The organism is Pseudoalteromonas sp. A25 (genome assembly GCF_009176705.1).
Taxonomy (GTDB): Bacteria; Pseudomonadota; Gammaproteobacteria; order Enterobacterales; family Alteromonadaceae; genus Pseudoalteromonas.
Genome location: NZ_AP021846.1, coordinates 2,119,504 through 2,145,159 on the forward strand (window position 1 = coordinate 2,119,504; position 25,656 = coordinate 2,145,159).

The following is a 25,656-nucleotide window of genomic DNA, read 5'->3' on the forward strand; positions in this document are numbered from 1 at the left end:
TTAAAGAAGGCTTGAGTATGAAAGCGCACTAAGCATTAAAATCAAGACCTAATTACTGTGTACAAACGGCTACAATTGGATACATAACGCTAAATTACGCTGCTGGTATATCCTATGCAATTTAGGCAAAATGAACCTTAGCGCACGCTTTATACGACACACAGACAAATGCATAATATTTTTTTTAGAATTTACATGGGCATACTCTTAGCAATTGTGAGTATTGTCATGCTGTTTGCATTGTCTGCTTATACAGTGAGTAAATCGCGTATTACTGAACATATTTATCAGCATTACAGTGGTACATTTAAACTTATTGGCGAAGGTGTTGCGCGCCACAGCGGTCAAGAACGAGAGCAATGGCTGTCAGCCATCGAAAGACTCAGTGGCCTGAGCTTTGAGGCACAGTATTTTGCCGATAAACAGTTACCCGATAAGCAATTAAGAAAGTTATTAAAAGACAAATTCTTATTTGTTGTTGATAAAGAATTAGTAACCAGTAAAGCCTATATTTTATTACCCGATGAGCAGAGCTACTTATCGGTGCAGGTCGATGATTACGGCACGTCACTCGTGCGGATCAGCGCATTTTTAATGCTAAATGAATTAGGTCGCCACCGTAGCGAAGCACGACTAGAAGCATTAAATCGACTCAAAGAGTTATACAGCTACCCTATTGAACTTGTCGCGATGTCTGATTTAGCAATTAGTGCTTCTAACTTACGTACCATTAAAAAGGGCGACGTCGCCGTTGTACTTAATATCTCAGGGGCAACTACATCCAATATGATGGCTTACGCTCCCATTGGCAATAGTCGATTTGTATTAAAACTGGGTATGATCCCACTTTTTGATTGGTTACCGCTATCACACCTTATTGCAGCAATCGCCTTTACTTTGGTTGCGATGGCAACAGCCGTATTCTATTTAGTAAAACCCATTGAACGGCGTCTAGCTGAGGTAGATGACAAAATTGTTGCCATCGCACAAGACAAAGAAATGATAACCACCGATAATGCACCATCTGATGCTATCACCAAACTTTCCAATACGGTTGACTCAATGGCGCTCAGAATTCAGCGCTTGCTTGCAGCTCAAACTGACATGGTACGTGCTATTTCTCATGAGCTTAGGGCGCCCATTACTCGCGTGCGATTTCAGCTTGTTATGCTGCAAGAAGCCAAGCAACCAAACCAGCACGCTCAGGGCATTGAAAAGAATCTAGATGAACTAGAGAAGTTAATTGATGAGGTACTCACTTTTCTAAAGCTAAAAAGCCACCAGCCAGAATTAACATTTGAAGCAATTGATGCAACACAGCTTATCAAGCAGCTAATAAAAACTCATGCACCAGCTCACTCCAATATACATATTGATATGGCCATTAACAGTCATCAACCGATGCTGGCTGATCAGCATTACATTTTCAGAGCAGCTGGTAACTTATTATTGAATGCCCTCAAATACGCAAAAGCACGCATAGAAATTGGTTATCAAAAAGATGCTGATAGCTTTATTTTATGGGTTGCCGATGATGGGCCCGGTATTCCAGAGGAGCAACGCATTGATATTTTTACACCTTTTAAGCGATTAGATGCAAGCAGAGCACGACAATCTGGCGGGTATGGTCTAGGTCTTTCGATTGTGCAACAAATTGCCCATTGGCACCAAGGCACTATATCAGTTGTGGATAGCAATTATGGGGGGACACTGTTTAGCATAAGGTGGCCTATCACTGAGGTGAGCAATGCGCACTGTTAACTTCATCCTAATTGTACTGTTTACGACTTGCATCTGCTCTAACGTTAACGCAGCTAACAAAGATATTGCCCAGAATCCCAAACCAATACTTAAACAAGTCGCTGATGAAAAAAATGAAGCAGAGCTCTTAAGCATCCTCAACAACTTGGACACACAGCTTGAAACTATCGAGCAAGTGCCACAGCAACACAAAAATGACGATCAATTTTTGCAATCTAAAGAACCCATAGAATTATTAGACGAGGCGCTACTACTTGAGGACAACTTGGAAGATCTGGCTATCGATGAGGCATTATCATCTGAGTTAACTTTATTAGAGCTTAATCAAGAACACGAATTACAGCTAACCGAGTCGTTACAAGATCAAAAAGGCACGCCACCAGAGCAGTTATCACCCACCCCAGCCGCCACTAAAGGGGTTGGTATTCAAGGTGGCGAAGAGTTATTGATCAATACACTTGATGACAGCACTCTCATTGATATAGACAAAGAGCTTGAAAAGCTTGAGAAAAAGCTCAAACATAAACAACTAGACGATGAGTTAAATTTGTATGAAAAGTAAAAAATTAAGCATGTATATCGGGTTGCTGTCTGCCTGGTTAACAATGGTGTCAATGTCATGCTTAGCTAAAACACACACATCAGCTCAAAAGATGCTAAATCAAGCCGTAACTCACCGTAAAGCGGGTGAATATAGCCAAGCAATTAGCTTATTAACATCGCTGCGCGAAACATTTATAGGTCATAAACGCATTAATATAGAGCTGGCGCTAAACTATATAAAATTACGACAGTACGACCGCGCCGAACAATTGGTAACTTACTTAGAAAGTTTAGAGTTGTCTGACAGTGAACATGCCGTAATTAGCAAGCTTAAACGAGTACTGACCCTTCAACTGCGACGCTCGCTAGCTCCTCATACCCTCTACTTTACTTCTAACACTTCTGTTGGCATAGATATAGTGCAAAACAGCTTCCCCGTTTATACATTTGACGACACAGTGCAAGATAGCGAATATTGGTCAAGCGATGAAGAGCTGAACGACTCGTGGATTGACAGTGAGTTTATCTATACCGATTATGCTATAGATGAGCAGCTTTTTGGCCGTGAAGAAATCTCTAATAAAAATGAAGTTGGCTATGTTAGTCAAGCATTAAGCGCGAACTATCGCTATCGTCCCGTCGATATGCTCGCTTGGTTTTCTTACCCAACCCAGTGGATTATTGATACTGATGTCCAAGTCAAATATAAACAACTAGATAAAAGTGATAATAACAAATACCTCAGTTATCATTTTGATACATCGGCATATCTGTTACAAATCAATCGTTGGTTACTGGAACTGAACGCATATGCCAAAGTGGACTATGTGGATAATCATAAACTCATCAATAAATCGCGACTACGTCTAGCGTGGACGCTACCATTTGAATCATCCAAACTAAAATTTTCTTATGACGTCGAGCAAAAGCATTATCGTAGCGCATTGCAAGATTATAATGCGACTGTTCATGTACCTGCGATTGAATATACGTATGTATTCTCTTCGCAATGGCGCTTGTCGTTCGCAAGCAAGTACTACAGACTAAACGCCCATGATGACTATAACTCTTATCGCAACACGCATACTTCTGGGGCTCTTTACTACAACCCGCACCGAGACATCGTTACTTATATTTCTTATAACCATTATGTGCTTAAGTACGAGATTAGTGATCCTGAATTGGTTGCCTGGTCAAGAGAAACTAAGCGAACACTTAGTATTGGCTTTAAGTATCAAGCAAATGAAAAACTAGCACTCTTATTACTTGGCAATCTTGGCGACAACCGCATTGAAATGGGGCTTGGTGATGACAGCTGGCAACGCCTTGAAGCAAGTATTGAGTACCGCTTTTAATTAAAGTGACAATAAAACGGAGCGATTATGATTAGATGGGTTATTAGCTTAGCAATGCTAGTGCTAGCACACTTTGTACACGGGACAGACGACCATAGTCATCAACCAGAGCCTTTGTATGGAGTAAAAATTGCAGGTGATAGTTTTGTGATACAAGTGAGATCTTTTGGCTGCACCGACGCATCATCTTTTAAAATTATACAATCGAAAGACAATGTTACGATAACACGGATTAAACAAGATCGTTGTCGGCGTATGCCACACCTTATTTGGCTATCACTTGACAGGCAATCACTAAGCCTCCCTTTTATTTTACAAAATCCAATCGCCAGCAATAGATTGTCTAACTAACCTTGGAGTGCGTATGTCAAATACAGTAGTTATTATTGATGACGATGAAGAACTGACTGCCTTGATCAGTCAATATTTGATGAGCAATGGCTTTGTCGTGCATTGCTTTCACCATGGCAGAGAAGTTGACCAAATCATTCAAACTATTAATCCTGACGTGATCCTCCTAGACCTCATGCTGCCTGATATCGACGGATTAAGTATATGTAAAGCGATTAGAGAGGCTTATCAAGGAGTGATCATCATGTTAACTGCATTGGGTGATGACATTGACGAAGTCACGGGTTTAGAAGTGGGCGCAGATGATTACCTAGCCAAACCAGTAAAGCCTAGGGTATTACTCGCGCATATTCGCGCTCAGATTAGACGCCAGGAAAAGTTGATACCAATGAGCAAACAACAAGAAGTGTACTGCTTTGGTCAATCAATATGTATTGACAACTCTAAACGGGAAGTGAAAGTCAAAGATCGCGAAGTTACCTTATCAAGCGCTGAGTTTGATCTACTTTGGCAACTCGCCCTTAAAGTGGGTGAAATTGTCAAACGTGAGGAGTTACATGAACAAATTTTCAAACTACCTTACGATGGCCTAGACCGTTCTATTGATTTACGAATATCGCGTATAAGACGAAAACTAGGAGATGACCCAAAAGATCCCAGTATTATAAAAACAGTAAGGAACGTTGGCTACTTGCTGGCTTTTTAGCAAATCGCTCCACGCATTAGCCAAACTTGCTGAACAACGCTACTTTTAAGCGCTGGGCATTGCTTTTACTTGTAAATAAAAGTTCGTAAAACAAAAATGCCAGTCATATAGACTGGCATTTTGTAAGCACTTTTTAAAAAGCTAAATGTTGATTACCAACCTGCTTTTTCTTTAAGCGCAGAACCGATGTCAGCTAGTGAACGAACAGTCTTAACCCCTGCCGCTTCTAGTGCTGCGAATTTCTCATCAGCCGTACCTTTACCGCCAGCGATGATTGCACCAGCGTGACCCATACGCTTACCAGCAGGTGCAGTTACACCAGCAATGTAAGATACTACAGGCTTAGTTACGTTGTGCTTGATGTACTCAGCGGCTTCTTCTTCAGCTGTACCACCGATCTCACCAATCATTACGATTGCTTCAGTTTGAGGATCGTTTTGGAACATCTCTAGTACGTCGATGAAGTTAGTACCTGGGATTGGATCACCACCGATACCAACACACGTAGACTGACCAAAGCCAGCGTCAGTAGTTTGCTTAACAGCTTCGTACGTTAAAGTACCAGAGCGAGAAACGATACCTACTTTACCAGGCTTGTGGATGTGACCAGGCATGATACCAATCTTAGTTTCACCCGGAGTGATAACACCTGGGCAGTTAGGACCGATCATACGAACACCAGTTTGGTCTAGCTTAACTTTAACGTCAACCATGTCTAGTGTTGGGATACCTTCAGTAATACAAACGATAAGCTCGATGCCAGCATCGATAGCTTCTAGGATCGCATCTTTACAGAAAGGTGCTGGTACGTAGATAACTGAAGCAGTTGCGCCAGTTGCTTCTACTGCTTCGCGTACAGTGTTAAATACCGGAAGACCAAGGTGAGTTTGACCACCTTTACCTGGAGATACACCACCAACCATTTGCGTACCATACTGGATAGCTTGCTCAGAGTGGAAAGTACCTTGACCGCCAGTGAAACCCTGACAGATTACTTTAGTATCTTTATTAATTAATACAGACATTATTTGCCCTCCGCAGCAGCAACAACTTTCTCAGCAGCATCTGTTAGTGATTCTGCAGCGATAATGTCAAGGTCAGAGTTAGCTAGAACTTCACGACCTAGTTCAGCGTTTGTACCTTCTAAACGTACAACTACTGGTACTTGAACGCCAACTTCTTTAACTGCACCAATGATACCTTCTGCGATCATGTCACAACGAACGATACCACCAAAGATGTTAACGAGTACGGCTTTAACATTGTCATCTGAAAGAATGATCTTGAATGCTTCTGCTACACGCTCTTTAGTCGCGCCGCCACCAACGTCTAGGAAGTTAGCTGGCTTACCACCGTGTAGGTTTACGATGTCCATAGTACCCATTGCTAGGCCCGCACCGTTAACCATACAGCCTACGTTACCGTCTAGAGCAACATAGTTAAGCTCGAAGCTTGCTGCGTGTGCTTCACGCGCGTCTTCTTGTGAAGGATCGTGGAATTCACGGATCTTAGGCTGACGGAATAATGCGTTACCATCTACACCAATTTTACCGTCAAGACAGTGAAGGTTGCCTTGATCAGTGATCACTAGAGGGTTGATCTCAAGTAATGCGAAATCGTGGTCGTTAAACATAGTTGCAAGACCCATGAAGATCTTAACGAACTGTTTAATTTGTGCTGGGTTTAGACCTAGTTTGAAGCCTAACTCACGACCTTGGTAAGCCTGAGGGCCAACTAGTGGATCAATTTCAGCTTTATGAATTAGCTCTGGTGTTTCTTCTGCAACAGTTTCAATTTCAACACCACCTTCGGTAGATGCCATGAAAACCACTTTACGAGTTGCACGGTCTACAACAGCACCTAGGTATAATTCGTTCGCGATGTCTGTGCAGCTTTCTACTAAGATTTTAGCTACTGGCTGACCTTTTTCGTCTGTTTGGTAAGTAACTAAGTTTTTACCTAACCAATTTTCAGCGAATGCGCGAATTTCTTCTTTGCTATCAGCAAGCTTAACACCGCCCGCTTTACCACGGCCACCGGCGTGTACTTGACACTTAACTACCCATTTGTCGCCGCCGATTTTAGCAGCTGCTTCTACCGCTTCTTGAGGTGTATCACAAGCGAAACCCTCAGATACTGGCAAACCATAGTCGGCAAATAGTTGTTTTGCCTGATACTCATGCAAATTCATGATGCTTTATCCAATTTCTTATACTAAAAAAGCTGAATATTTATGCAAATAATCAGCTATCCCAAATTGCGCTCCTAGTATAGATCCCAAGGCGTACGATGAAAACCCTAGTTAGACCAAAGGCGCAAAAAAAAAGCTGTATGAACCAACATACAGCTTAATATCTAATCAATTATGATTATACGTCTAATAATAGACGTGTAGGATCTTCTAATAGCTCTTTAATTGTGACTAAGAAGCCTACAGATTCTTTACCATCGATTTGACGGTGGTCGTAACTTAATGCCAGATACATCATTGGTAAGATTTCAACTTTACCATTTACTGCCATTGGACGCTCTTGGATCTTATGCATACCTAAGATTGAAGACTGCGGCAAGTTGATGATTGGCGTAGAAAGTAACGAGCCAAACACACCACCGTTAGTGATAGTGAAATTACCACCAGTCATATCATCAACCGTTAGCTTACCGTCACGACCTTTGAGTGCTAATTCACGAATACCTTTTTCAATTTCAGCAACTGATAGCTTGTCACAGTCACGAAGTACTGGAGTTACAAGACCACGAGGAGTAGATACCGCGATGCTGATATCGAAATAGTTGTGATAAACAATGTCATCACCATCGATAGATGCATTTACTTCAGGGAAACGCTTAAGTGCTTCTGTCACTGCTTTAACGTAGAAAGACATGAAACCTAAACGGATACCATGGCGCTTTTCAAAAACTTCTTGATACTGCTTGCGAAGATCCATGATTGGCTTCATGTTTACTTCATTGAAAGTCGTCAACATCGCAGTTGAGTTTTTCGCTTCAAGTAGACGGTTTGCAATCGTCTTACGTAAACGCGTCATAGGAACACGTTTTTGAGTACGCTCACCCATAGGGGCCGCTGGAGTCGTTGTTTGCGCTGCAGCTGGTTTAGCAGCTGGTGCAGATTTTAAGAATGTATCAACGTCTTCTTTAGTGATACGACCGCCTTTACCTGAACCTTTAATCTTAGACGCATCTAGCCCTTTTTCAGCAATTAAACGACGTACTGATGGCGTTAACACATCTGAGCTTTCGTCAGAAGAAGCTGGCGCTTCTTGAGCCGCAGGTGCTGATGCGCTTGGTGCGCCGCCGGCTGTGATTTTACCAATCACTTGCTCACCAAGTACAGTTTCACCTTCAGCATGGATATGCTCACCCATTACACCGTCTTCTGGTGCAACAACTTCTAATACAACTTTATCAGTTTCGATATCAACTAGGTTTTGGTCACGGCTCACCGCTTCACCTGGTTGAACATGCCAAGTTGCGATTGTAGCATCTGCTACTGACTCTGGAAGTACAGGTACTTTAATGTCCACTTCTTTACCTTCTGCTGCTGGCGCCGATGAAGACGCTGCTGGTTGTTCATTTGATTGAGCTGGTGCGCTGGCCTTTTCGCCAGCATCACCTAAAATTGCGATAACTTGTTCACCTAGAACCGTTGCACCGTCAACTTCTTTGATCTCTGTTATAACACCGTCTTGTGGTGCGACTACTTCGAGTACTACCTTGTCTGTTTCAATATCTACAAGGTTTTGGTCACGAGATACAGTATCACCAACGCTAACGTGCCAAGTTGCTACTGTGGCGTCTGCAACTGACTCAGGAAGAACAGGAACCTTAATTTCGGTTGTCATCTCTTATCCCTTATTTTTTAATTGTTAATGCGTCAGCAACTAACGCGTTTTGTTCTTTAGTATGTGTTGACATGTAGCCACACGCTGGTGCTGCCGATGCTTTACGGCCAGCATAAGTTAGGTTTGCACCTGCTGGGATTGCATCCCAGAAGTGGTGCTGAGAGCAATACCAAGCACCTTGGTTTTGCGGCTCTTCTTGACACCAAACAAAGTCTTTAACGTGCTGATAACGAGCCATAATTTCATCCATCTCCTGATGTGGGAAAGGATACAACTGCTCTACACGCACAATCGCAACATCATCTAGCTCTTGTTTACGGCGTTCTTGCAATAGCTCGTAATATACCTTACCACTACAGAACACAACACGTTTAACATTAGCCGGATCGATGTCATCGATCTCATCAATCATGTTATGGAACACACCTTCGGCAAGTTCTTCAATTGAAGATACGGCAAGCGGGTGACGAAGCAATGACTTTGGTGTCATTACAATCAATGGGCGGCGCAAAGGACGCACTGATTGACGACGTAACATAGCGTAAACTTGAGCTGGTGTTGAAGGCACACACACTTGCATATTGTGATCAGCACACAACTGCAGGTAACGCTCTAAACGTGCTGAACTGTGTTCTGGTCCCTGACCTTCGTAACCGTGAGGAAGTAGCATTGTTAAGCCACATAAACGACCCCACTTTTGCTCACCAGAGCTTAAGAATTGGTCGAATACAACTTGAGCACCGTTTGCGAAGTCACCAAATTGTGCTTCCCAAAGTACCAATGATGTAGGCTCAGCAGTGGCGTAACCATATTCGAACGCCAGTACAGCTTCTTCAGATAGTACTGAGTCATAAACCTCGAACGTCCCTTGCTTTTCATGAATATCTTGCAGAGGGATATAAGTAGACGCATCTTGTTGGTTATGTACAACAGCGTGACGGTGGAAGAATGTGCCTCGACCTGAGTCTTGGCCTGTCATACGCACATCGACACCTTCGTCAACTAAAGTAGCATACGCCAGTGTTTCTGCCATACCCCAGTCAAGCTGCTTTTCGCCCTTTGCCATCGCCTTACGATCATCATAAATTTTCTTAACGCGTGACTGTGCTTTGTGTGTATCTGGATATGTCGATACTTTTTCAGCAAGCTCTTTAAGCTTATCAACTGATAATTTAGGGTCGTATGCTACATCCCAATCATGGCCTACAAACTTAGACCAATCCGATGAATGTTTAGTATCTGGCTTAATTTCTTCAACAACGCACTTACCATTATCTAAGCCGTTGCGGTATTCATCAGCCAAAGCCTTTGCTTCGTCAGCTGAAATGATACCTTCAAGAGCAAGTTGATCGGCATAAAGCTGGCGTGGTACAGGATGCTTTTTGATCTTTTGATACATTAATGGCTGAGTTGCATTTGGCTCGTCAGCTTCGTTATGGCCATGGCGGCGATAACATACTAAATCAATCACTACATCGCGGCGGAACTGATTACGGAAATCAAGTGCAACTTGAGTTACAAATGCAACCGCTTCAGGATCATCAGAATTAACATGGAAGATTGGTGCCTGAACCATTTTTGCGATATCGGTACAGTAGTCTGTAGAGCGCACATCTTCTTGCTTTGAAGTTGTAAAGCCAACTTGGTTATTAACCACGATGCGGATTGTACCACCTACACCAAACGCACGAGTTTGCGATAGGTTAAATGTTTCTTGTACAACACCTTGCCCAGCAATCGCTGAGTCACCATGAATAGTAATAGGTAATGCTTTTGAGCCAGTTTTACAACCTAAACGGTCTAAACGAGCACGAACAGAGCCCATTACAACTGGGTTAACAATTTCTAGGTGAGACGGGTTAAATGCCAGAGCCATGTGTACATCACCACCTTGCGTCGCAAAGTCAGATGAATAACCCATATGATATTTAACATCACCAGAGCCGGCTAATTCGCCGTACTTACCTGCAAACTCATCAAACAATACTTGAGGGTTCTTACCCAGTACGTTAACAAGTACATTTAAACGACCACGGTGCGCCATACCAATAACCGCTTCTTGCTGACCACTTTCACCAGCGCGATGTATTAGCTCTTTAAGCATTGGCACTAACGCATCACCACCTTCTAGCGAGAAACGTTTAGCACCTGGAAATTTAGCACTTAGATACTTTTCTAAGCCGTCTGCCGCAGTTAGACCCTTTAGAATACGTAGTTTTGCTTCTTTACTAAATTGAGGCTTTGAGAAAGTTGACTCTAGGCGCTGCTGTAACCAACGCTTTTCTTCTGTAGAAGTGATGTGCATATATTCTGCACCGATTGAACCACAATAAGTGTTCTTCAGGGCAGCATATAAGTCTTTTAATTTCATTGTCTCTTTGCCACAAGCAAATGAGCCAACGTTGTATTCTTTATCTAAGTCCGCATCGGTTAGTTCATGGTAGTCGAGCTCTAAATCACGAACCCTTTCACGCTTCCATAAACCCAGTGGGTCTAGGTTGGCGTTTTGATGGCCTCTAAACCTAAATGCGTTTATTAGTTGCAATACCCTGACCTGTTTAGCGTCAGATGTACTATCTGCTGCAACTACCACTTCTCTGTGTTTGTTCTTTGCAAGTTCAGCAAATTGCTCCCTCACTTGTGAATGTTTAACGTCAACATCCACTCCATCAACTTTTGGCAGCTGATCAAACACTTCTCGCCATTCTTCTGGCACTGAAGTCGCATCATCAAGATACGCTTCATACAGCTCTTCTACATAAGCTACGTTTCCGCCGTACAAATGCGAAGATTCTAGCCATGCCTTCATCACACCTTCGTGCATTTATTAGCCCTTTTCTCTAGCGCAGAAATTTAAATAATAACAAGATGGCATGCGCTTGCATGCCATCTAAGGATATAAATATGTATTAAACCGAACGATTTAACAACATAGATTTAATCTGACCAATGGCTTTAGTTGGATTCAAGCCCTTTGGACATACGCTAACACAGTTCATGATACCGTGACAGCGGAATACGCTGAACGCATCGTCAAGATCTGCCAAACGCTCTTCTGTTGCTGTGTCGCGGCTATCAGCCAAGAAACGATAAGCATGCAAAAGACCTGCAGGGCCGATGAACTTGTCTGGGTTCCACCAAAACGAAGGACACGACGTTGAACAACACGCACATAAAATACACTCGTATAAACCATCAAGTTCTTCACGTTCTTCAATAGATTGAAGACGTTCAACGCCGCCTGTAGGCTTATCGTTGATCAAGAATGGCTTAACCTTTTCATACTGAGTGTAGAATTGGCTCATATCAATAACTAAGTCACGAATTACTGGCAAGCCAGGTAACGGACGTAGAATGATTTTGCCTTTACCATTTTTTTGTAATGCTGAAAGCGGAGTGATACATGCAAGGCCATTTTTGCCATTCATGTTCACACCATCAGAACCACATACACCTTCACGACATGAACGACGGAAAGATAACGTTGGATCTTGCTCTTTTAGAAGTAAAAGCGCGTCCAACACCATCATGTCACGACCTTCTTCTACCTCAAGCGTGTAGTCCTGCATACGTGGAGCATTATCCACGTCAGGATTATAACGATAAACAGAAAATTCTAAAGTTGCCATCGTCTAGCTCCTAGTAAGTACGTGCTTTAGGTGGGAATGCTTCACGAGTCTTAGGCGCGTAGTTAACTTCGCGCTTACTCATGCTTTCCGTCACTGGGTTATACACTGTATGACATAACCAGTTTTCATCATCACGATCTGGGTAATCAAAACGAGAGTGAGCACCACGGCTTTCAGTACGGAAGTTTGCAGCAACTGCTGTTGAGTATGCTGTTTCCATCAAGTTATCAAGCTCTAAACACTCAATTCGTTGTGTGTTGAACTCAGTTGACTTGTCGTCAAGGCGCGCATGTTGTAAACGCTCACGGATTTCTTTAAGCTGCTGCAGGCCTTCAGCCATTGAATCACCTTCACGGAATACCGAGAAGTTAAGCTGCATGCACTGTTGTAAATCTTTCTTGATTTGCACAGGATCTTCGCCCTGACCCTTCGTTGAATTTTCCCAGCGGTTAAAGCGTGCAAACGCTGAATCAATGTCATCGCTAGAAGCTTGCTTAGAGATTTGCGCATCAGCAAGGTACTGACCCAAGAAGTTACCTGCCGCACGACCAAATACTACCAAGTCAAGTAGTGAATTACCGCCTAAGCGGTTTGCACCGTGTACAGATACACATGCAATCTCACCTACCGCGAACAGACCTTCAACAAGTTTGTTGTTGCCGTTTTCGTCAACGCTTAGTACCTGACCATTAACGTTAGTCGGTACACCACCCATCATGTAGTGACACGTTGGAATTACAGGAATTGGCTCTTTTGCTGGATCAACGTGAGCAAACGTCTTAGATAAGTCACAAACGCCTGGAAGACGTAAGTTAAGTGTTTCTTCACCTAGGTGATCTAGCTTAAGTTTAATGTGTGGACCCCAAGGACCATCACAGCCACGGCCTTCACGAATTTCGGTCATCATAGAACGAGCAACAACGTCACGCGATGCTAAATCTTTCGCATTCGGTGCATAACGCTCCATGAAACGTTCGCCATCTTTGTTCAGAAGGTAACCACCTTCACCACGACAACCTTCTGTTACTAGCGTACCGGCTCCTGCGATACCCGTTGGGTGGAATTGCCACATTTCCATGTCTTGCATGGCAATACCAGCACGAGTTGCCATACCAACACCGTCACCAGTATTGATGTGTGCATTGGTCGTAGAAGCATATATACGCCCCGCACCACCAGTTGCAAGCACTACTGCTTTTGACTTGAAGTAAGTTACTTCGCCTGTTTCGATATCAATTGCAGTACAACCAACTACGTCGCCGTTGTCGTTTTTAACTAAATCTAGTGCGTACCACTCAGAGAAAACGTTGGTTTTATTTTTAACGTTTTGTTGATACAAACAATGAAGTAGTGCGTGACCTGTACGGTCTGCAGCTGCTGCTGTACGTGCAGCCTGCTCACCACCGAAGTTTTTCGATTGGCCACCAAAAGGACGCTGATAAACACGACCATTTTCAAAACGAGAAAACGGCAAACCCATGTTTTCTAATTCAGTAATCGCTTCAGGGCCTGTTTGACACATGTATTCGATAGCGTCTTGGTCGCCGATAAAATCAGAGCCTTTAACCGTATCGTACATGTGCCATTCCCAGTTATCCTCATGCGAGTTACCCAACGCTACAGTGATACCACCTTGCGCAGATACAGTATGAGAACGTGTTGGGAAAACTTTTGAAATCAATGCACAAGTTTTGCCTGATTCAGAAATAGCAAGTGCTGCACGCATGCCAGCGCCACCGGCACCAATTACTACAGCATCAAATTCACGAGTATTGTATTTCACTTAAACACCCCACAGAACAAACAGACCAATTGCTACGTAAGCAAGGGCCATTAAGTTTAAAACGAAGCCAAGTACTGAACGCATCGTAGAGCACTTTACATAGTCAGTTAAGACCTGCCAAAGGCCGATACGTGTATGCACCATGATGCACACTAGAGTAACGATGGTTGCTGCTTTAACAGCCAGATTTGAGAACAAACCTTTCCATGCTTCGAATGTTAGTTCTGGAGTAAGAAGTAAATAACCAACAATAAATACTGCATATGCTGCAATTACTAATGCGGTTGTACGCAATGAAACATAATCTTGTACGCCATCACGCTTGAAAGTTGCTTGATTTAAGACCATATCCACACTCCTGCTAAGATTGCTACCACTACAGAAAGTGCGATTGCAATTTTAGCGCTGCTGTTGCCAGATTCTAATTCTTCCCAGTGACCCATATCTTGGATCATGTGACGGATACCACCAATTAGGTGATATGCCAGTACACTGACGGTGCCCCACGCAATGAATTTTGCAATAAAGCCACTAAATAAGCCTTTTACAAATTCAAAACCTTCAGGAGAAGAAAGAGACTCAGACCAAGCCCAAATGACAAAAGTTAAAGCGAAGAATAATGCTACACCAGTAATACGGTGTAGGATCGACGCTTTAGCCGTTGCCGGCATCGATATAGTCGTAAGATCTAGATTTACAGGTCTTTGCTTTTTCACAGTTACTTGCCCATCTTGCCCACAAAGGAGCTCATCTACTTGTTTTTATAAAACCCATTTGCACGACATATGCAAATGGCACACTCTAAATAAACCTGTTTTTCCAAAAAAACGATCATTTTTCGTAAAAATAGGTTTACCCACAGACGATACGGTATAAAACCTTTGACAGTATATAAGGCCGTGCGCGCTTTTACAATTCTTGTTTAGATTGAGACGGTTGCGAATTAGCCAATGGTATAATATTTAATCTCAACAGAATATTTATTATACATATTTGCATAATTCTTAGAAAAATTGACTTTCCACCCTATTTTTACGTTAAAATGATCAGAATTTGCTTAACATTAGTATCACAACATAACAATCAGAGTTGTTATTTCATAGGAGATAAATAGATGGCAGATAAAAAAGCCACAGTACATATTGAAGGTCACGATCCGATCGAGCTTCCGATTTACTCAGGCACAGCTGGCCAAGACGTAATAGACGTTCGCACTTTAGGCGCTCATGGCCACTTCACATATGACCCAGGTTTTATGTCTACCGGTTCGTGCGAGTCATCTATCACCTACATTGACGGCGGGAAAGGCGTATTACTTCATCGCGGCTACCCAATTGAGCAGCTTGCAAATAAGTCGAACTACATCGAACTTTGTTACCTTTTACTAAACGGTGAGTTACCGACAGCTGAACAACATGCTGAATTTGCAGATGAGATCACACGCAACACCATGTTGCATGAAAAAATTGCGGTTTTCTTCCAAGGATTCCGTGTAGACTCTCACCCGATGGCAATGCTTTGTGGCGTTGTTGGTGCACTATCATCTTTCTATCACGATGATTTAGATATTTCAGACTCAGAACAACGTCACCGTAGTGCTGTACGTCTAATTGCAAAACTACCTACAATCGCAGCAATGGCTTATAAGTACAACGTTGGTCAGCCGTTTGTATATCCTCGCAACGACCTAAGCTACGCTGAAAACTTTTTACACATGATGTTCTCAGTTCCAGCAGAAAAATATGAAGTAAACCCTATCCTTGCTAAAGCAATGGATAAAATCTTCATGCTTCACGCCGACCACGAGCAAAACGCTTCAACGTCAACAGTACGCTTAGCTGGCTCTTCTGGCGCTAATCCATACGCTTGTATTGCTGCAGGTATTGCATCACTTTGGGGCCCTGCTCACGGCGGTGCAAACGAAGCATGTTTGAACATGTTAGAAGAAATCGGTTCAGTTGACCGTATCGATGAATACGTTGCCAAAGCAAAAGATAAGAACGACCCGTTCCGTCTAATGGGCTTTGGTCACCGTGTTTATAAAAACTTCGACCCTCGCGCAACAGTAATGCGTGAAACATGTCACGAAGTGCTTAAAGAGCTAAATATTCAAGATCCGCTATTGGATGTTGCTATGAAGCTTGAGCAAATCGCGTTAGAAGACCCTTACTTCATCGAGAAAAAACTGTACCCTAACGTAGATTTCTACTCAGGTATCATCTTGAAGGCAATTGGTATTCCAACGAGTATGTTTACCGTTATCTTCGCAATGTCTCGTACAGTTGGTTGGATCTCACACTGGGATGAAATGTTGTCTCAGCCAGGTCACAAAATTGGCCGTCCTCGCCAACTTTATACAGGCTACACGCAGCGTGATTACAAAGCTGCTTCTGATAGATAAGTATATTTTATCTCAATCAAGGCCGCTAATTGCGGCCTTTTTTATTGGCTTTAAACTGTAATCTATTTAAAATCCACGCTCCGCCAACCTTAAGGAACATTGCATGAGTGATATTGCACAGCTGCGAAACGATTTTCCAGCACTTGATCAGATGACAGAAGGTAATCCTTTAGTCTACCTAGATTCAGGTGCCACCAGCCAAAAGCCTCAGTCTGTAATTGATGAGATTAATCGCTTCTATGCAAAAAACAACTCAAATGTACACCGAGGTTTACACACTCTGAGCGAACAAGCAACTTCACGTTATGAAAAAACGCGTGAAAAAGTGGCTCAATTTATTGGTGCAAACGCGACAGAAATCGTTTGGACCAGTGGCGCAACACACAGCATTAATTTGGTAGCATCTGGATTAACGCAATATATATCGGATAACGATATTATTCTGATTACAGCCCTTGAACATCACGCAAATATTGTACCTTGGCAACAGCTTGCAATGCGTACTAATGCCAAGTTACAGGTAATTCCAGTTAACGAGCACGGTATAATCGAGACAAAACAAGCAATAAACATAATTGCTCAGCTAAAGCCTAAGATATTCGCCTGTTCTCATGCATCTAACACGCTTGGGAACATTCAAGATGTAAAAAAGCTAGTTGCTAAAGCTAAAGAGTTTGGGGCAATTACACTTGTTGACGGGGCACAAGCTTTTTTGCATTTAAGACCAAACATGAAAGAGTTAGATTGCGACTTTTATGTTTTTTCAGCACATAAAGCACTCGGCCCAACAGGCTTAGGCGTGCTTTATGGAAAATATAAACAGCTTAACGCTTTACCTGCTTACCAAACCGGCGGTGAAATGATCGAACAAGTATCGTTTGAAAAAACAACATTCCGAGACGCTCCCGCTAAATTTGAACCAGGTACCCCTAATATTTCCGCCGTGCTGGGCTTTAGCGCTGCGCTAGATTATTTAAATGACATTGAATTTACTTCACTACAGCGTTTTGAACAGTCTTTATATCGGTACCTAGTTAAACAGCTCTGTGCAATCGACGGTATTAAGCTTTACGGTGACTTAGAAAACAACATTGGCACCGCCAGCTTTACCTATAAGTCTGAACATCATTACGATTTTGCCATGCTACTTAATAGCTATGGTGTGGCTATCAGAAGTGGCCACCATTGCACACAACCACTAATGCAAACGCTAAACTTAAACGGTACAATTCGCGTAAGCTTAGCGTTTTACAATAACAAAACAGACATTGATAGATTTATTAACGCATTAAATGAGTGCATTGCGTTAATCGAAGGGTAAAATTAGTGACGTATCAGGAAATTTACGACAAATTGTCGAATACAACGAGCTGGCAACAGAGTTACCGAGAGATTATGTTACTCGGCAAGCAGCTTCCGCCTTTACCAGAGGTACTTAAAACTGATCTGGCAAAAGTGACTGGCTGCGAAAGCAATGTGTGGCTGCATATTGAGCTTGACGAACAACAACAACACTTACTGTTAGTTGGCGATTCAGATACCCGTATCGTCAAAGGCCTGCTTGCCATTGTGCTGTCGATGTATAGTGGCCTAACACCCAGTGAAGCCAAAAAAATAAATGCGTATACTGAATTTGAAGCGCTTGGTTTAATTAAACATCTAAGCCCTTCAAGAGGAAATGGTATCAAAGCGATTGTAGACACAATTCAAGCGCATGCATCCAAGTGGGCTTAAGGCTGTATTTTTATTTTATCAACTCTGTTGTATTTAAAGCGTCTGCTGCAACGCTTTATTTATGAAAAACTTATGACTATTACTGCCAAATCACAGTTCTGCTTGCGACAAATGAACAAGCATTACCACCAGAGTTGATTGAAAGCCATTTAAAATAATTGGTAATGTTTTTAAAACTAACAGGCCATCTGCTTTGCTTTTTTATCAAGATACTTGCGAATGGCTTTAGAGGCTGCAAAAAAACCAAACGTACCGGTGACCATAGTTGCAGAGCCAAAGCCAGTCGCGCAATCCATGTTTTTGCTTCCGTCAGCGTGCTGTTTAGCCATACATACCTCTCCACCTTCTGTTGGGTAAACCAACTGTTCGGTAGAATAAACGCAATCGACGCCAAACTTACGCTTTGGATTAGTTGAATAATTGTAATTTTTCCTCAGTAAATAACGCACTTTTGCTAGTAACGGATCTTGTGTTGTTTTAGCAACGTCACCAAATTGGATTTGGCTAGGATCTGTTTGTCCACCTGCGCCACCTGTGGTTATAACTGGGATTTTACGACGTTTGCAGTGAGCTATTAATGCTGCTTTTTCTTTAACTGCATCTATGCAATCAATGACATAATCAAAGTCATTGATATGCTCAGGAATATTATCCAGCGTGATAAAATCGTCTACTAACTGTACTTCACAGTTTGGGTTTATCTCCTTTAACCTATCACGCATTGCCTCTATCTTTTGCTCACCGATTGAAGCCGATAAAGCATGAATTTGTCGATTGACATTGGTTACACAAATATCGTCTAAGTCGATTAAACAGATATGCCCGACACCTGTGCGAGCAAGCGCTTCAGCTACCCAACTACCTACCCCTCCTATACCTACAACGCAAAACTTGGCTTCGCTCAACCAATCTAATTGCTGCTGACCATATAGGCGGCCAATTCCACCAAAACGTAACTGGGTTTGTTGCTGTGTCATACTACCACTCTAACTGCCAAGGATTTTGCCATTTGGCGAATTCCTCATGTTGAAATAATTCTGTAAAATGTTGTTGAGGACTCGGTTTAATAATGTATTGCCTTACTACACCTTGCCATATAAACCGTAATGCATATGCGTGTAAATATACCCGATCGGCGCTTTGTCCACCGTATAGCTCATCGCCTAAAATTGGTGCCGATAAACTTTTTAAAGCGACTCTTAATTGATGGGTTTTACCTGTAAACGGCTTTAAAATGCATGCTCTTAAACCTGGCGCGACACTTATACTATAAAACCGAGTTATGGCGGGGTTCTCGCTTGTTTTAAGAAGTTTATATGCACCTCGACGCGCTTTACCCATATCCCCTTTGATCCAACCTTGTTTTTTCTTTGGCTTATCTGTTATTAGCGCAAGATAGGCTTTATCTATTTTACGCTCTGCAAATAACTGGCTCAACTTATTGGCTGCAGCACTGGATTTTGCAAGTATCAGCAACCCTGAAGTCACTTTGTCTAGCCTATGAACAGCATACAACTTACAACCAAGCTGCTTTTCTAGTTGCACAACAAAACCGACCTCGCTTTCACTATGAAAACTGATACCAGCGGCTTTATGTGCAATTACAAAATCGGGCTCATCCGCAACTAATTCAATATCTGCCATGTTAGCGTCCAGTTATAAAATAAACCAAACAACAGTCCTTATCCGTGCCATTTCTCAACTTCATCTAAGCTTAGCTCTCTGGCTTCATCCTCAAGTAATACTGGGATATCTTCACGAATTGGATACGCAAGCTTTGCCGCTGTGCTGATAAGTTCGCTATTGTCCTTATCGTATTGTAACTTTCCCTTGCAAACAGGGCATGCCAAGATCTCGAGTAATTTTCTATCAAACGCCATGATGAATCTCTTTTTGTTTTAAAATGTGCTTAATGGATAATTGCAATGCCTCGGTTGGCTTTGCATCCACACGTAAATAGTACCAGTTGTCTTTGGCAAAAGCCTGACATTTCACGGCATCTTTTTCAGTCATAAATAACGCTAAATCATTATATTCTGTAAAGTCATCGACGCCATAAGCGTAATGATCTCTAAAGTGCCGAGTTTTGACTATCTCAATACCCAGTTCGCTGAGGCTGTTTTCAAATCTTTGCGGGTTTCCGATAGCGCTGACCGCAACGCCTTGCTGTGGATATTGCTGTACAAGTTTGTTGTCTACAACACGATAGATACCTGATTGGGCTAACGTGTAACTCAACATCGCACCCGCACCATTTTCTATAACCAAATCGACGCTATTTAACCTTGTTGGTAACTCCCTTAGTGGGCCAGCCGGAATTAAGCAACCATTACCAAAGCGCCGTTGTGAATCAACAATACACAACTCAATATCTCGATGCATTTTATAATGCTGTAAGCCGTCATCTGAAATAATAACATCTACGTTAAAACGCGCTTTAATAAGCTCACAACTTGCCTGCCTGTCACTGCCAATAACTATCGGACAATCCAGCCTTGAAGCTAGTAAAAATGGCTCATCGCCGACTTCTTCAACCGCACTGTCTCGGGTCACTAAATATGGATAATATGGTGCTTTAGAGCCATACCCTCTGCTTATTACTGCTACTTTTATGCCTAACGATTGCAAATAGGGTACTAACCACAACACAAAGGGAGTTTTACCATTGCCACCGATCCCTATATTGCCCACAACAATCACTGGCACGTGAGCACGAAATGATTGACTCAACCCCAGCTTAAAAGATAAACGTCGAAGTGTGCTTATCACCCAAAAAAGAATGCTAAACGGTAAAAGTAAAAAGGTAAGCAGGCTTTTTGGTTGATACCAACTTTTCTCTATTGCACTCACGCTATGCTCCGTGCTGCATTTGGCATAACGCTGCGTATGTTCCACCCGATATAAGTAATGTTTGATGAGTACCTTGCTCAACGACTTTACCTTGCTCTAATACATAAATCCTATCTGATTTTTCGATGGTAGATAATCGATGGGCAATCACAATAGAGGTTTTGTCAGCCATTAGCGTATCCAGTGCATCTTGTATCAATCGCTCCGACTCTGTATCTAATGCCGATGTTGCTTCATCTAGAATGAGAATAGGCGCGTTCTTTACGATTGCCCGTGCAATTGCAATCCGCTGCCTTTGTCCACCAGAAAGCATCACACCGTTTTCACCTACAACGGTGTCCAAACCATCTGGTAAGTCTTTTACGAACTCCCAAACATGCGCTTGCTTAGCCACATCAATTAGCTGCGCTTGCGATAAAGGCTGCTCTAAGCCATACATAATGTTGTTACCAATGGTGTCGTTAAACAAAACGACTTGCTGCGAAACAACGGAAAACTGGCGACGTAAATCTTTTAGTTTATATTGCTGGATAGGAATATCGTCTAATAGTATCTCGCCCATCGAAATATCATAAAAGCGAGGAAGTAAATTAGATAAGGTGGATTTACCAGACCCCGAACGTCCTACAAGCGCAATATTTTCACCCGGTTTAATATGAAGTGATAAGTCTCTAATAACGGGTTCTTGTTTAGTGGGGTAACAAAAGGTCAAATTATTAATTTTGATCTCACCTTTGCAAGATGTGATCTCGAGTGTACCTGTGTCAAGCTCTGTGGGCGTATCAAGAATATCAAAAATACTCTGTGCAGCTGCGATACCACGTTGTAGCTCACCATTCACATTCGCTAACTGCTTTAGCGGCCTAAGCATCATCATCATTGAAGATAGCAACGCAACAAACGTACCCGACGTAATCGTATCTATCATCGACGGCATAGCAATAATCGCTAAAATCAATGCCATTGCACTTGCAGCTAAGATCTGAATAACCGAGACACTCAGTGCCCGCGTTGCATCCATTTTCACCCGCTGTTGGCGGTTATGATTATTAACCTTAGCAAAGCGGCTTATTTCTTTATCTTGACCTTCAAAGCCATGGATCACTTTATGCCCTGCCAGCATCTGCTCTGATCCCTTTGTGACCTCGCCCATTGCATCTTGAATATTCTTAGATATTTTTCTAAACCGTTTAGATACTACATTCACAATAATCGCAACAAGCGGTACGATAACTAGAAATATTGACGATAGTTGCCAACTTGCGTCAAACATCACAATTAATAAAAATAAGACAAATGCCCCTTCTCTAATCATAACTTGCAACGCACGTGTAATCGCCTGCTGAACTTGTTCAGTATCAAAAGTAATTTTAGAGATCATATCTCCATTAGAGTGTTGATCATGAAAAGAGACTGGTAAAAACAACATGTGCTCGTATAGTTGCTGCCTTAGCCTTTGTACCACTTGTGAGCCTAAGTAGCTTAAACAGTATGACGCCATGTAGTTAAACACGCCACGCCCTAATACAAGTGCGATCACAATAATCGGTGCCCACGTTAGCACCTCAGTATTTCTTTGTGTTAGCCCTTCATCAATGAATGGTTGCATTAACTTGATAAATAATGCGTCCATTGCAGCGTAACCGAGCATGCCTACGACAGCAAAAATGCCGACCATTTTGAAGTCAAAGGTGTATTTTAATAGCCGTTGGTAAACTTGCTTGGCACTGGGTTGCATAAAAACTCTCTGCTAGTAATAACCTAAGTATTGTACTTTGGCACTGCACAAAAACAAAATGCTATGTTGTCAAACCTATAAAATTGCAGCAAAAATGCTAAAAAATGAGCAGATATACCGAAAACCCCTCTCTATAAAAACCAATATCTATGGGCTTGCCGCGCAAATTCAAATTGTAAAGCATGCTCTGTCACCATAATTCGTATGTGACCTTCTAACGCCGTATCAAGCTGTCTTATATCGGCTTGTGCGTAACGTTTTACAACTTGCGGATGCGGCAATCGCCAAATCGAATAATAACTTCTTGAGTAAATTGCAATCTGTGGGTCGACCGCTGCAATAAACGCCTCAGTCGAAGACGTATTACTACCATGATGCGGTACCAATAGAATATCACTATTCAATTTAGTCGCTGATTGTTGGACCAATAACTGCTCTGCATCACGTTCAATATCACCAGCCAATAACAATGAGTAGTGTCCATCACTAACTTTTACAACGCAGGAATTATTATTGTCACTTAACATTGGACGAGTTGGCCAAAGCGACTCCAAATGCAAGGTATTGGCCATTTTTAATGAAGTTATATTACAGGTGGATTTTACCTCCCTATTATGAAAAGCGCTAAAAGGCGCTTTGCCCGCATAGGCTAGTAACTCTTTTACACCGCCGACATGATCGTTATCTTGGTGACTTAATACAATATGAGACAACGTTAAATTGTTGGCGTCTAAATAGGGTTGTATAACACGCTCAAATATAGAGAAGCTGTCAAAGTACTTTGCTCCAATATCATAAAGCAACGCTTGCTTGCCTGTTGAAACCAACACAGCCGTTCCATGACCAACATCAAATACATCTATCTGCCATTTTACGGATGGCTGACTTATCGAGTTAACACAAGCAATGATAACTGGGATAAGTGCAATGAATCGCCATATTTTAACTTGGGTGATTAGCAATAAAGCTAGATAGAAAACAATAACATATTGCCATGCAAACGGACTAGTTTTGAGCCAACTCACCTCTATTAACCAACTGACAAGCAGCTCAAGTAATAAAAATAGATATTCATCTAAAAGTAAAAACCAGCCATCCATAAAGCCCAATAAGTGACTGGTTACCAGTATCAGTAATGATGGCAAGATGACAAATGATAGCAAAGGGATAAAAATCATATTGGTAACCAATGCAAAAACACTGATCCCATTGAAATAGTAACTACTCAGAGGTGCCAACAGCAACCCCAATACTAGCTGCAACAAGAATAGTTGAGTCAAAAAACTTTGTTTTTTTCGGTTACCTGCCCAAGTCCGTACACAGCAAAAAATGCCATAAACAGCGATAAACGAAAAATATAACCCCGGGTTTAACACCACAAAAGGATCAATGAGCAGTACGCCGCATAAGGCAAAAAGTAGGCTCCTGAGATTAACGACTCTCTTAGAAAATAAATATGCCATTACTAACACGCACAACATCAACAACGCACGTAATGCCGATACAGCCAAACCACTCAATAACACATACAATGTACTGCCAATTAACCCTGCGTAAGCGTGATATTTATTCAAGTCACGTGATTGACAGAATCTTACGCCCAATAAAACAGCTAAAAAACAAATACCTTGACTCAGATAGCGAGTTAAAGCGAACACAATGCCAATATGTAAGCCAGAAATTGCTAGCATGTGACTTAACCCAAGCCGTTGCATTTGCTTTTTATCTTGTTGACTAATTTTTGACTTATCGCCACTGAGCAATGTGTAGTAAAGCCAAGACAACTTATAATCTTTTAAGTTATGCCACAACCATGACCGATAAACACCTTTAAGCCAATGTGCTTGTCCTTGATGAGCACTAAAGTCAATCAAGCGTCCCTTAAAATGCAGCTTTTGTGTAAATGCGTAAACTTCACTATCAAAGCTGTCAAAATTCTTGCGGCTTCGATATTGCTTTAACTTTGCTGTGGCTTTTAGTTGCTGCCCTATTTTAAGGCTCGGCGCGTCTTTCTTTATATCTATAGAAACGTTCGCAAATACCTGTTTGTACCACGGGAAAGGTTGTTCATTGATGTGAGTTAGTTTGATGCGTATATAGTCACTAGAAAAAACCTCTTCAACTTGCGCATGAATACTTACACTTTGTAGTTTTGTGCTTGTAATGCTTGTTTGTTTATAAAAGCACCAATAGTGTACCGATACCGTAAAAATAGCTAAAATAAACCCTAACAATACGAACCAAAACGGCTTAAAATAATAAGCAGCAACCAATAGGAAAAGTAAGCTGCTATAAAACTGCCAATGTTCGTAAAAAAACACGGTTATTAGACAGCCAATGCAAAACCCACTCCCAAAGAGAATTGATGTATATGGTTTCACACTATGGCTAAGAAGACGATCCAACGATTTTTACCCGATCACAATAAGATCAAACAGCAAAAGTCACTTAAAATATTTGGTCGTTTGTTGCATGACGCCAATTTATGGCACTTAAATCGACGCTCAGCCCGAGGAGCGTTTTCGGTTGGCTTATTTTTCGCATTCATCCCTGTTCCTTTTCAAATGGTGTTGGCTGCCGCCTTTGCGATTCCATTTCGCGTAAACTTACCTTTATCGGTCGCGTTAGTATGGTTAACAAACCCACTTACAATGCCACCCATATTTTATTGCTCTTACATCGTCGGGGTATTTGCACTTGGTCAAGAAACTCAACCTTTTCACTTTGAAGCTAGCTGGGAGTGGCTAACCCAAAGTCTATCAACAATTGGCCCAGCATTTATGGTCGGCTCGTTGATCTGTGCAAGTATTGCCTCTGTGATCGGTTACTTTGGTATCGACTATTTATGGCGAAGATCAGTTAACAAAGCGTGGTCATCAAGAGGCCATTAAAGACTACAAAATATAGACAATAAAAAAGCCCTTGCGGGCTTTTTTATTGTG

The 25,656-nt window shown here is 42.0% G+C and carries 23 protein-coding genes; 9 read left to right on the forward strand and 14 right to left on the reverse strand.

The window, feature by feature from the left end:
* The first annotated feature begins 195 nt into the window (after positions 1-195).
* Genes GDK41_RS08965 through GDK41_RS08985 form a run of 5 tightly spaced genes read left to right on the forward strand, consistent with a single transcriptional unit; the run spans position 196 to position 4,716 of the window.
* Entirely contained in the window at positions 196-1,761 is a 1,566-nt protein-coding gene (locus tag GDK41_RS08965; protein WP_172971590.1) for an ATP-binding protein, read from the forward strand.
* The gene (locus GDK41_RS08970; RefSeq protein ID WP_152086090.1) at positions 1,748-2,323 is read left to right on the forward strand and encodes a hypothetical protein; all 576 of its coding nucleotides are present in this window, start codon (positions 1,748-1,750) and stop codon (positions 2,321-2,323) included. Before GDK41_RS08965 ends, GDK41_RS08970 begins: the two co-directional genes overlap by 14 nt.
* Positions 2,313-3,659, forward strand: coding sequence for a tetratricopeptide repeat protein (locus tag GDK41_RS08975; protein WP_152086091.1), 1,347 nt, complete (start codon positions 2,313-2,315; stop codon positions 3,657-3,659). Before GDK41_RS08970 ends, GDK41_RS08975 begins: the two co-directional genes overlap by 11 nt.
* Positions 3,660-3,686: 27 nt before the next feature.
* A complete protein-coding gene (locus GDK41_RS08980; RefSeq protein ID WP_152086092.1) occupies positions 3,687-4,010 on the forward strand; it encodes a hypothetical protein in 324 nt (107 codons plus the stop codon).
* A gap of 13 nt (positions 4,011-4,023) precedes the next feature.
* The gene (locus tag GDK41_RS08985; protein ID WP_152086093.1) at positions 4,024-4,716 is read left to right on the forward strand and encodes a response regulator; all 693 of its coding nucleotides are present in this window, start codon (positions 4,024-4,026) and stop codon (positions 4,714-4,716) included.
* A 152-nt stretch (positions 4,717-4,868) separates the two neighbouring features.
* On the opposite strand, the gene sucD is transcribed toward GDK41_RS08985, so the two are convergent.
* The 8 genes from sucD to sdhC all read right to left on the reverse strand — a co-directional run bounded on the left by sucD (position 4,869) and on the right by sdhC (position 14,707).
* Complete coding sequence (gene sucD, locus GDK41_RS08990; protein WP_105168407.1) at positions 4,869-5,741, reverse strand: succinate--CoA ligase subunit alpha; 873 nt, start codon at positions 5,739-5,741, stop codon at positions 4,869-4,871.
* Positions 5,741-6,907: an ADP-forming succinate--CoA ligase subunit beta gene (gene sucC / locus GDK41_RS08995; protein ID WP_152086094.1), complete on the reverse strand. Its 1,167-nt coding sequence runs from the start codon at positions 6,905-6,907 to the stop codon at positions 5,741-5,743. The genes sucD and sucC overlap by 1 nt, the downstream gene beginning before the upstream one ends.
* A gap of 178 nt (positions 6,908-7,085) precedes the next feature.
* Positions 7,086-8,579, reverse strand: a complete 1,494-nt coding sequence (gene odhB, locus GDK41_RS09000; protein ID WP_152086095.1) for a 2-oxoglutarate dehydrogenase complex dihydrolipoyllysine-residue succinyltransferase — start codon at positions 8,577-8,579, stop codon at positions 7,086-7,088.
* A gap of 10 nt (positions 8,580-8,589) precedes the next feature.
* Complete coding sequence (locus tag GDK41_RS09005; protein ID WP_152086096.1) at positions 8,590-11,403, reverse strand: 2-oxoglutarate dehydrogenase E1 component; 2,814 nt, start codon at positions 11,401-11,403, stop codon at positions 8,590-8,592.
* An 85-nt stretch (positions 11,404-11,488) separates the two neighbouring features.
* Complete coding sequence (locus tag GDK41_RS09010; protein WP_152086097.1) at positions 11,489-12,208, reverse strand: succinate dehydrogenase iron-sulfur subunit; 720 nt, start codon at positions 12,206-12,208, stop codon at positions 11,489-11,491.
* A 10-nt stretch (positions 12,209-12,218) separates the two neighbouring features.
* Positions 12,219-13,991 (reverse strand): succinate dehydrogenase flavoprotein subunit, encoded by a 1,773-nt coding sequence (sdhA, locus tag GDK41_RS09015; RefSeq protein ID WP_152086098.1) that lies wholly within the window; start codon positions 13,989-13,991, stop codon positions 12,219-12,221.
* A complete protein-coding gene (sdhD, locus tag GDK41_RS09020) occupies positions 13,992-14,339 on the reverse strand; it encodes a succinate dehydrogenase, hydrophobic membrane anchor protein (protein ID WP_152086099.1) in 348 nt (115 codons plus the stop codon).
* Positions 14,330-14,707, reverse strand: coding sequence for a succinate dehydrogenase, cytochrome b556 subunit (sdhC, locus tag GDK41_RS09025; RefSeq protein WP_070990767.1), 378 nt, complete (start codon positions 14,705-14,707; stop codon positions 14,330-14,332). The genes sdhD and sdhC overlap by 10 nt, the downstream gene beginning before the upstream one ends.
* A 398-nt stretch (positions 14,708-15,105) precedes the next feature.
* On the opposite strand from sdhC, the gene GDK41_RS09030 reads away from it, so the two are divergent.
* The 3 genes from GDK41_RS09030 (at position 15,106) to GDK41_RS09040 (ending at position 18,126) form a co-directional block, all read left to right on the forward strand.
* Positions 15,106-16,392: a citrate synthase gene (locus GDK41_RS09030; RefSeq protein WP_152086100.1), complete on the forward strand. Its 1,287-nt coding sequence runs from the start codon at positions 15,106-15,108 to the stop codon at positions 16,390-16,392.
* A gap of 103 nt (positions 16,393-16,495) precedes the next feature.
* Positions 16,496-17,713, forward strand: a complete 1,218-nt coding sequence (locus tag GDK41_RS09035; protein WP_152086101.1) for an aminotransferase class V-fold PLP-dependent enzyme — start codon at positions 16,496-16,498, stop codon at positions 17,711-17,713.
* A 5-nt stretch (positions 17,714-17,718) separates the two neighbouring features.
* Positions 17,719-18,126, forward strand: coding sequence for a SufE family protein (locus GDK41_RS09040; protein WP_152086102.1), 408 nt, complete (start codon positions 17,719-17,721; stop codon positions 18,124-18,126).
* Positions 18,127-18,302: 176 nt separating this feature from the next.
* On the opposite strand, the gene tcdA is transcribed toward GDK41_RS09040, so the two are convergent.
* From tcdA to GDK41_RS09070, 6 genes are all read right to left on the reverse strand, one after another.
* On the reverse strand, positions 18,303-19,103 hold the full coding sequence (tcdA, locus tag GDK41_RS09045; RefSeq protein WP_152086103.1) for a tRNA cyclic N6-threonylcarbamoyladenosine(37) synthase TcdA: 801 nt from the start codon (positions 19,101-19,103) through the stop codon (positions 18,303-18,305).
* 1 nt (position 19,104) lies between these two features.
* The gene (locus tag GDK41_RS09050) at positions 19,105-19,770 is read right to left on the reverse strand and encodes a TIGR01621 family pseudouridine synthase (RefSeq protein WP_152086104.1); all 666 of its coding nucleotides are present in this window, start codon (positions 19,768-19,770) and stop codon (positions 19,105-19,107) included.
* Between the two features lie 38 nt (positions 19,771-19,808).
* Complete coding sequence (locus tag GDK41_RS09055) at positions 19,809-20,006, reverse strand: Trm112 family protein (protein ID WP_152086105.1); 198 nt, start codon at positions 20,004-20,006, stop codon at positions 19,809-19,811.
* Positions 19,996-20,976: a tetraacyldisaccharide 4'-kinase gene (gene lpxK / locus GDK41_RS09060; protein WP_152087556.1), complete on the reverse strand. Its 981-nt coding sequence runs from the start codon at positions 20,974-20,976 to the stop codon at positions 19,996-19,998. The genes GDK41_RS09055 and lpxK overlap by 11 nt, the downstream gene beginning before the upstream one ends.
* Position 20,977: 1 nt before the next feature.
* Entirely contained in the window at positions 20,978-22,714 is a 1,737-nt protein-coding gene (gene msbA, locus GDK41_RS09065) for a lipid A export permease/ATP-binding protein MsbA (protein WP_152086106.1), read from the reverse strand.
* Between the two features lie 131 nt (positions 22,715-22,845).
* Positions 22,846-25,035, reverse strand: a complete 2,190-nt coding sequence (locus GDK41_RS09070; protein ID WP_172971591.1) for a DNA internalization-related competence protein ComEC/Rec2 — start codon at positions 25,033-25,035, stop codon at positions 22,846-22,848.
* 63 nt (positions 25,036-25,098) lie between these two features.
* Here GDK41_RS09070 and GDK41_RS09075 point away from each other — a divergent pair, with 63 nt between their 5' ends.
* Positions 25,099-25,605, forward strand: a complete 507-nt coding sequence (locus GDK41_RS09075; RefSeq protein WP_152086108.1) for a DUF2062 domain-containing protein — start codon at positions 25,099-25,101, stop codon at positions 25,603-25,605.
* Positions 25,606-25,656 lie beyond the last annotated feature (51 nt).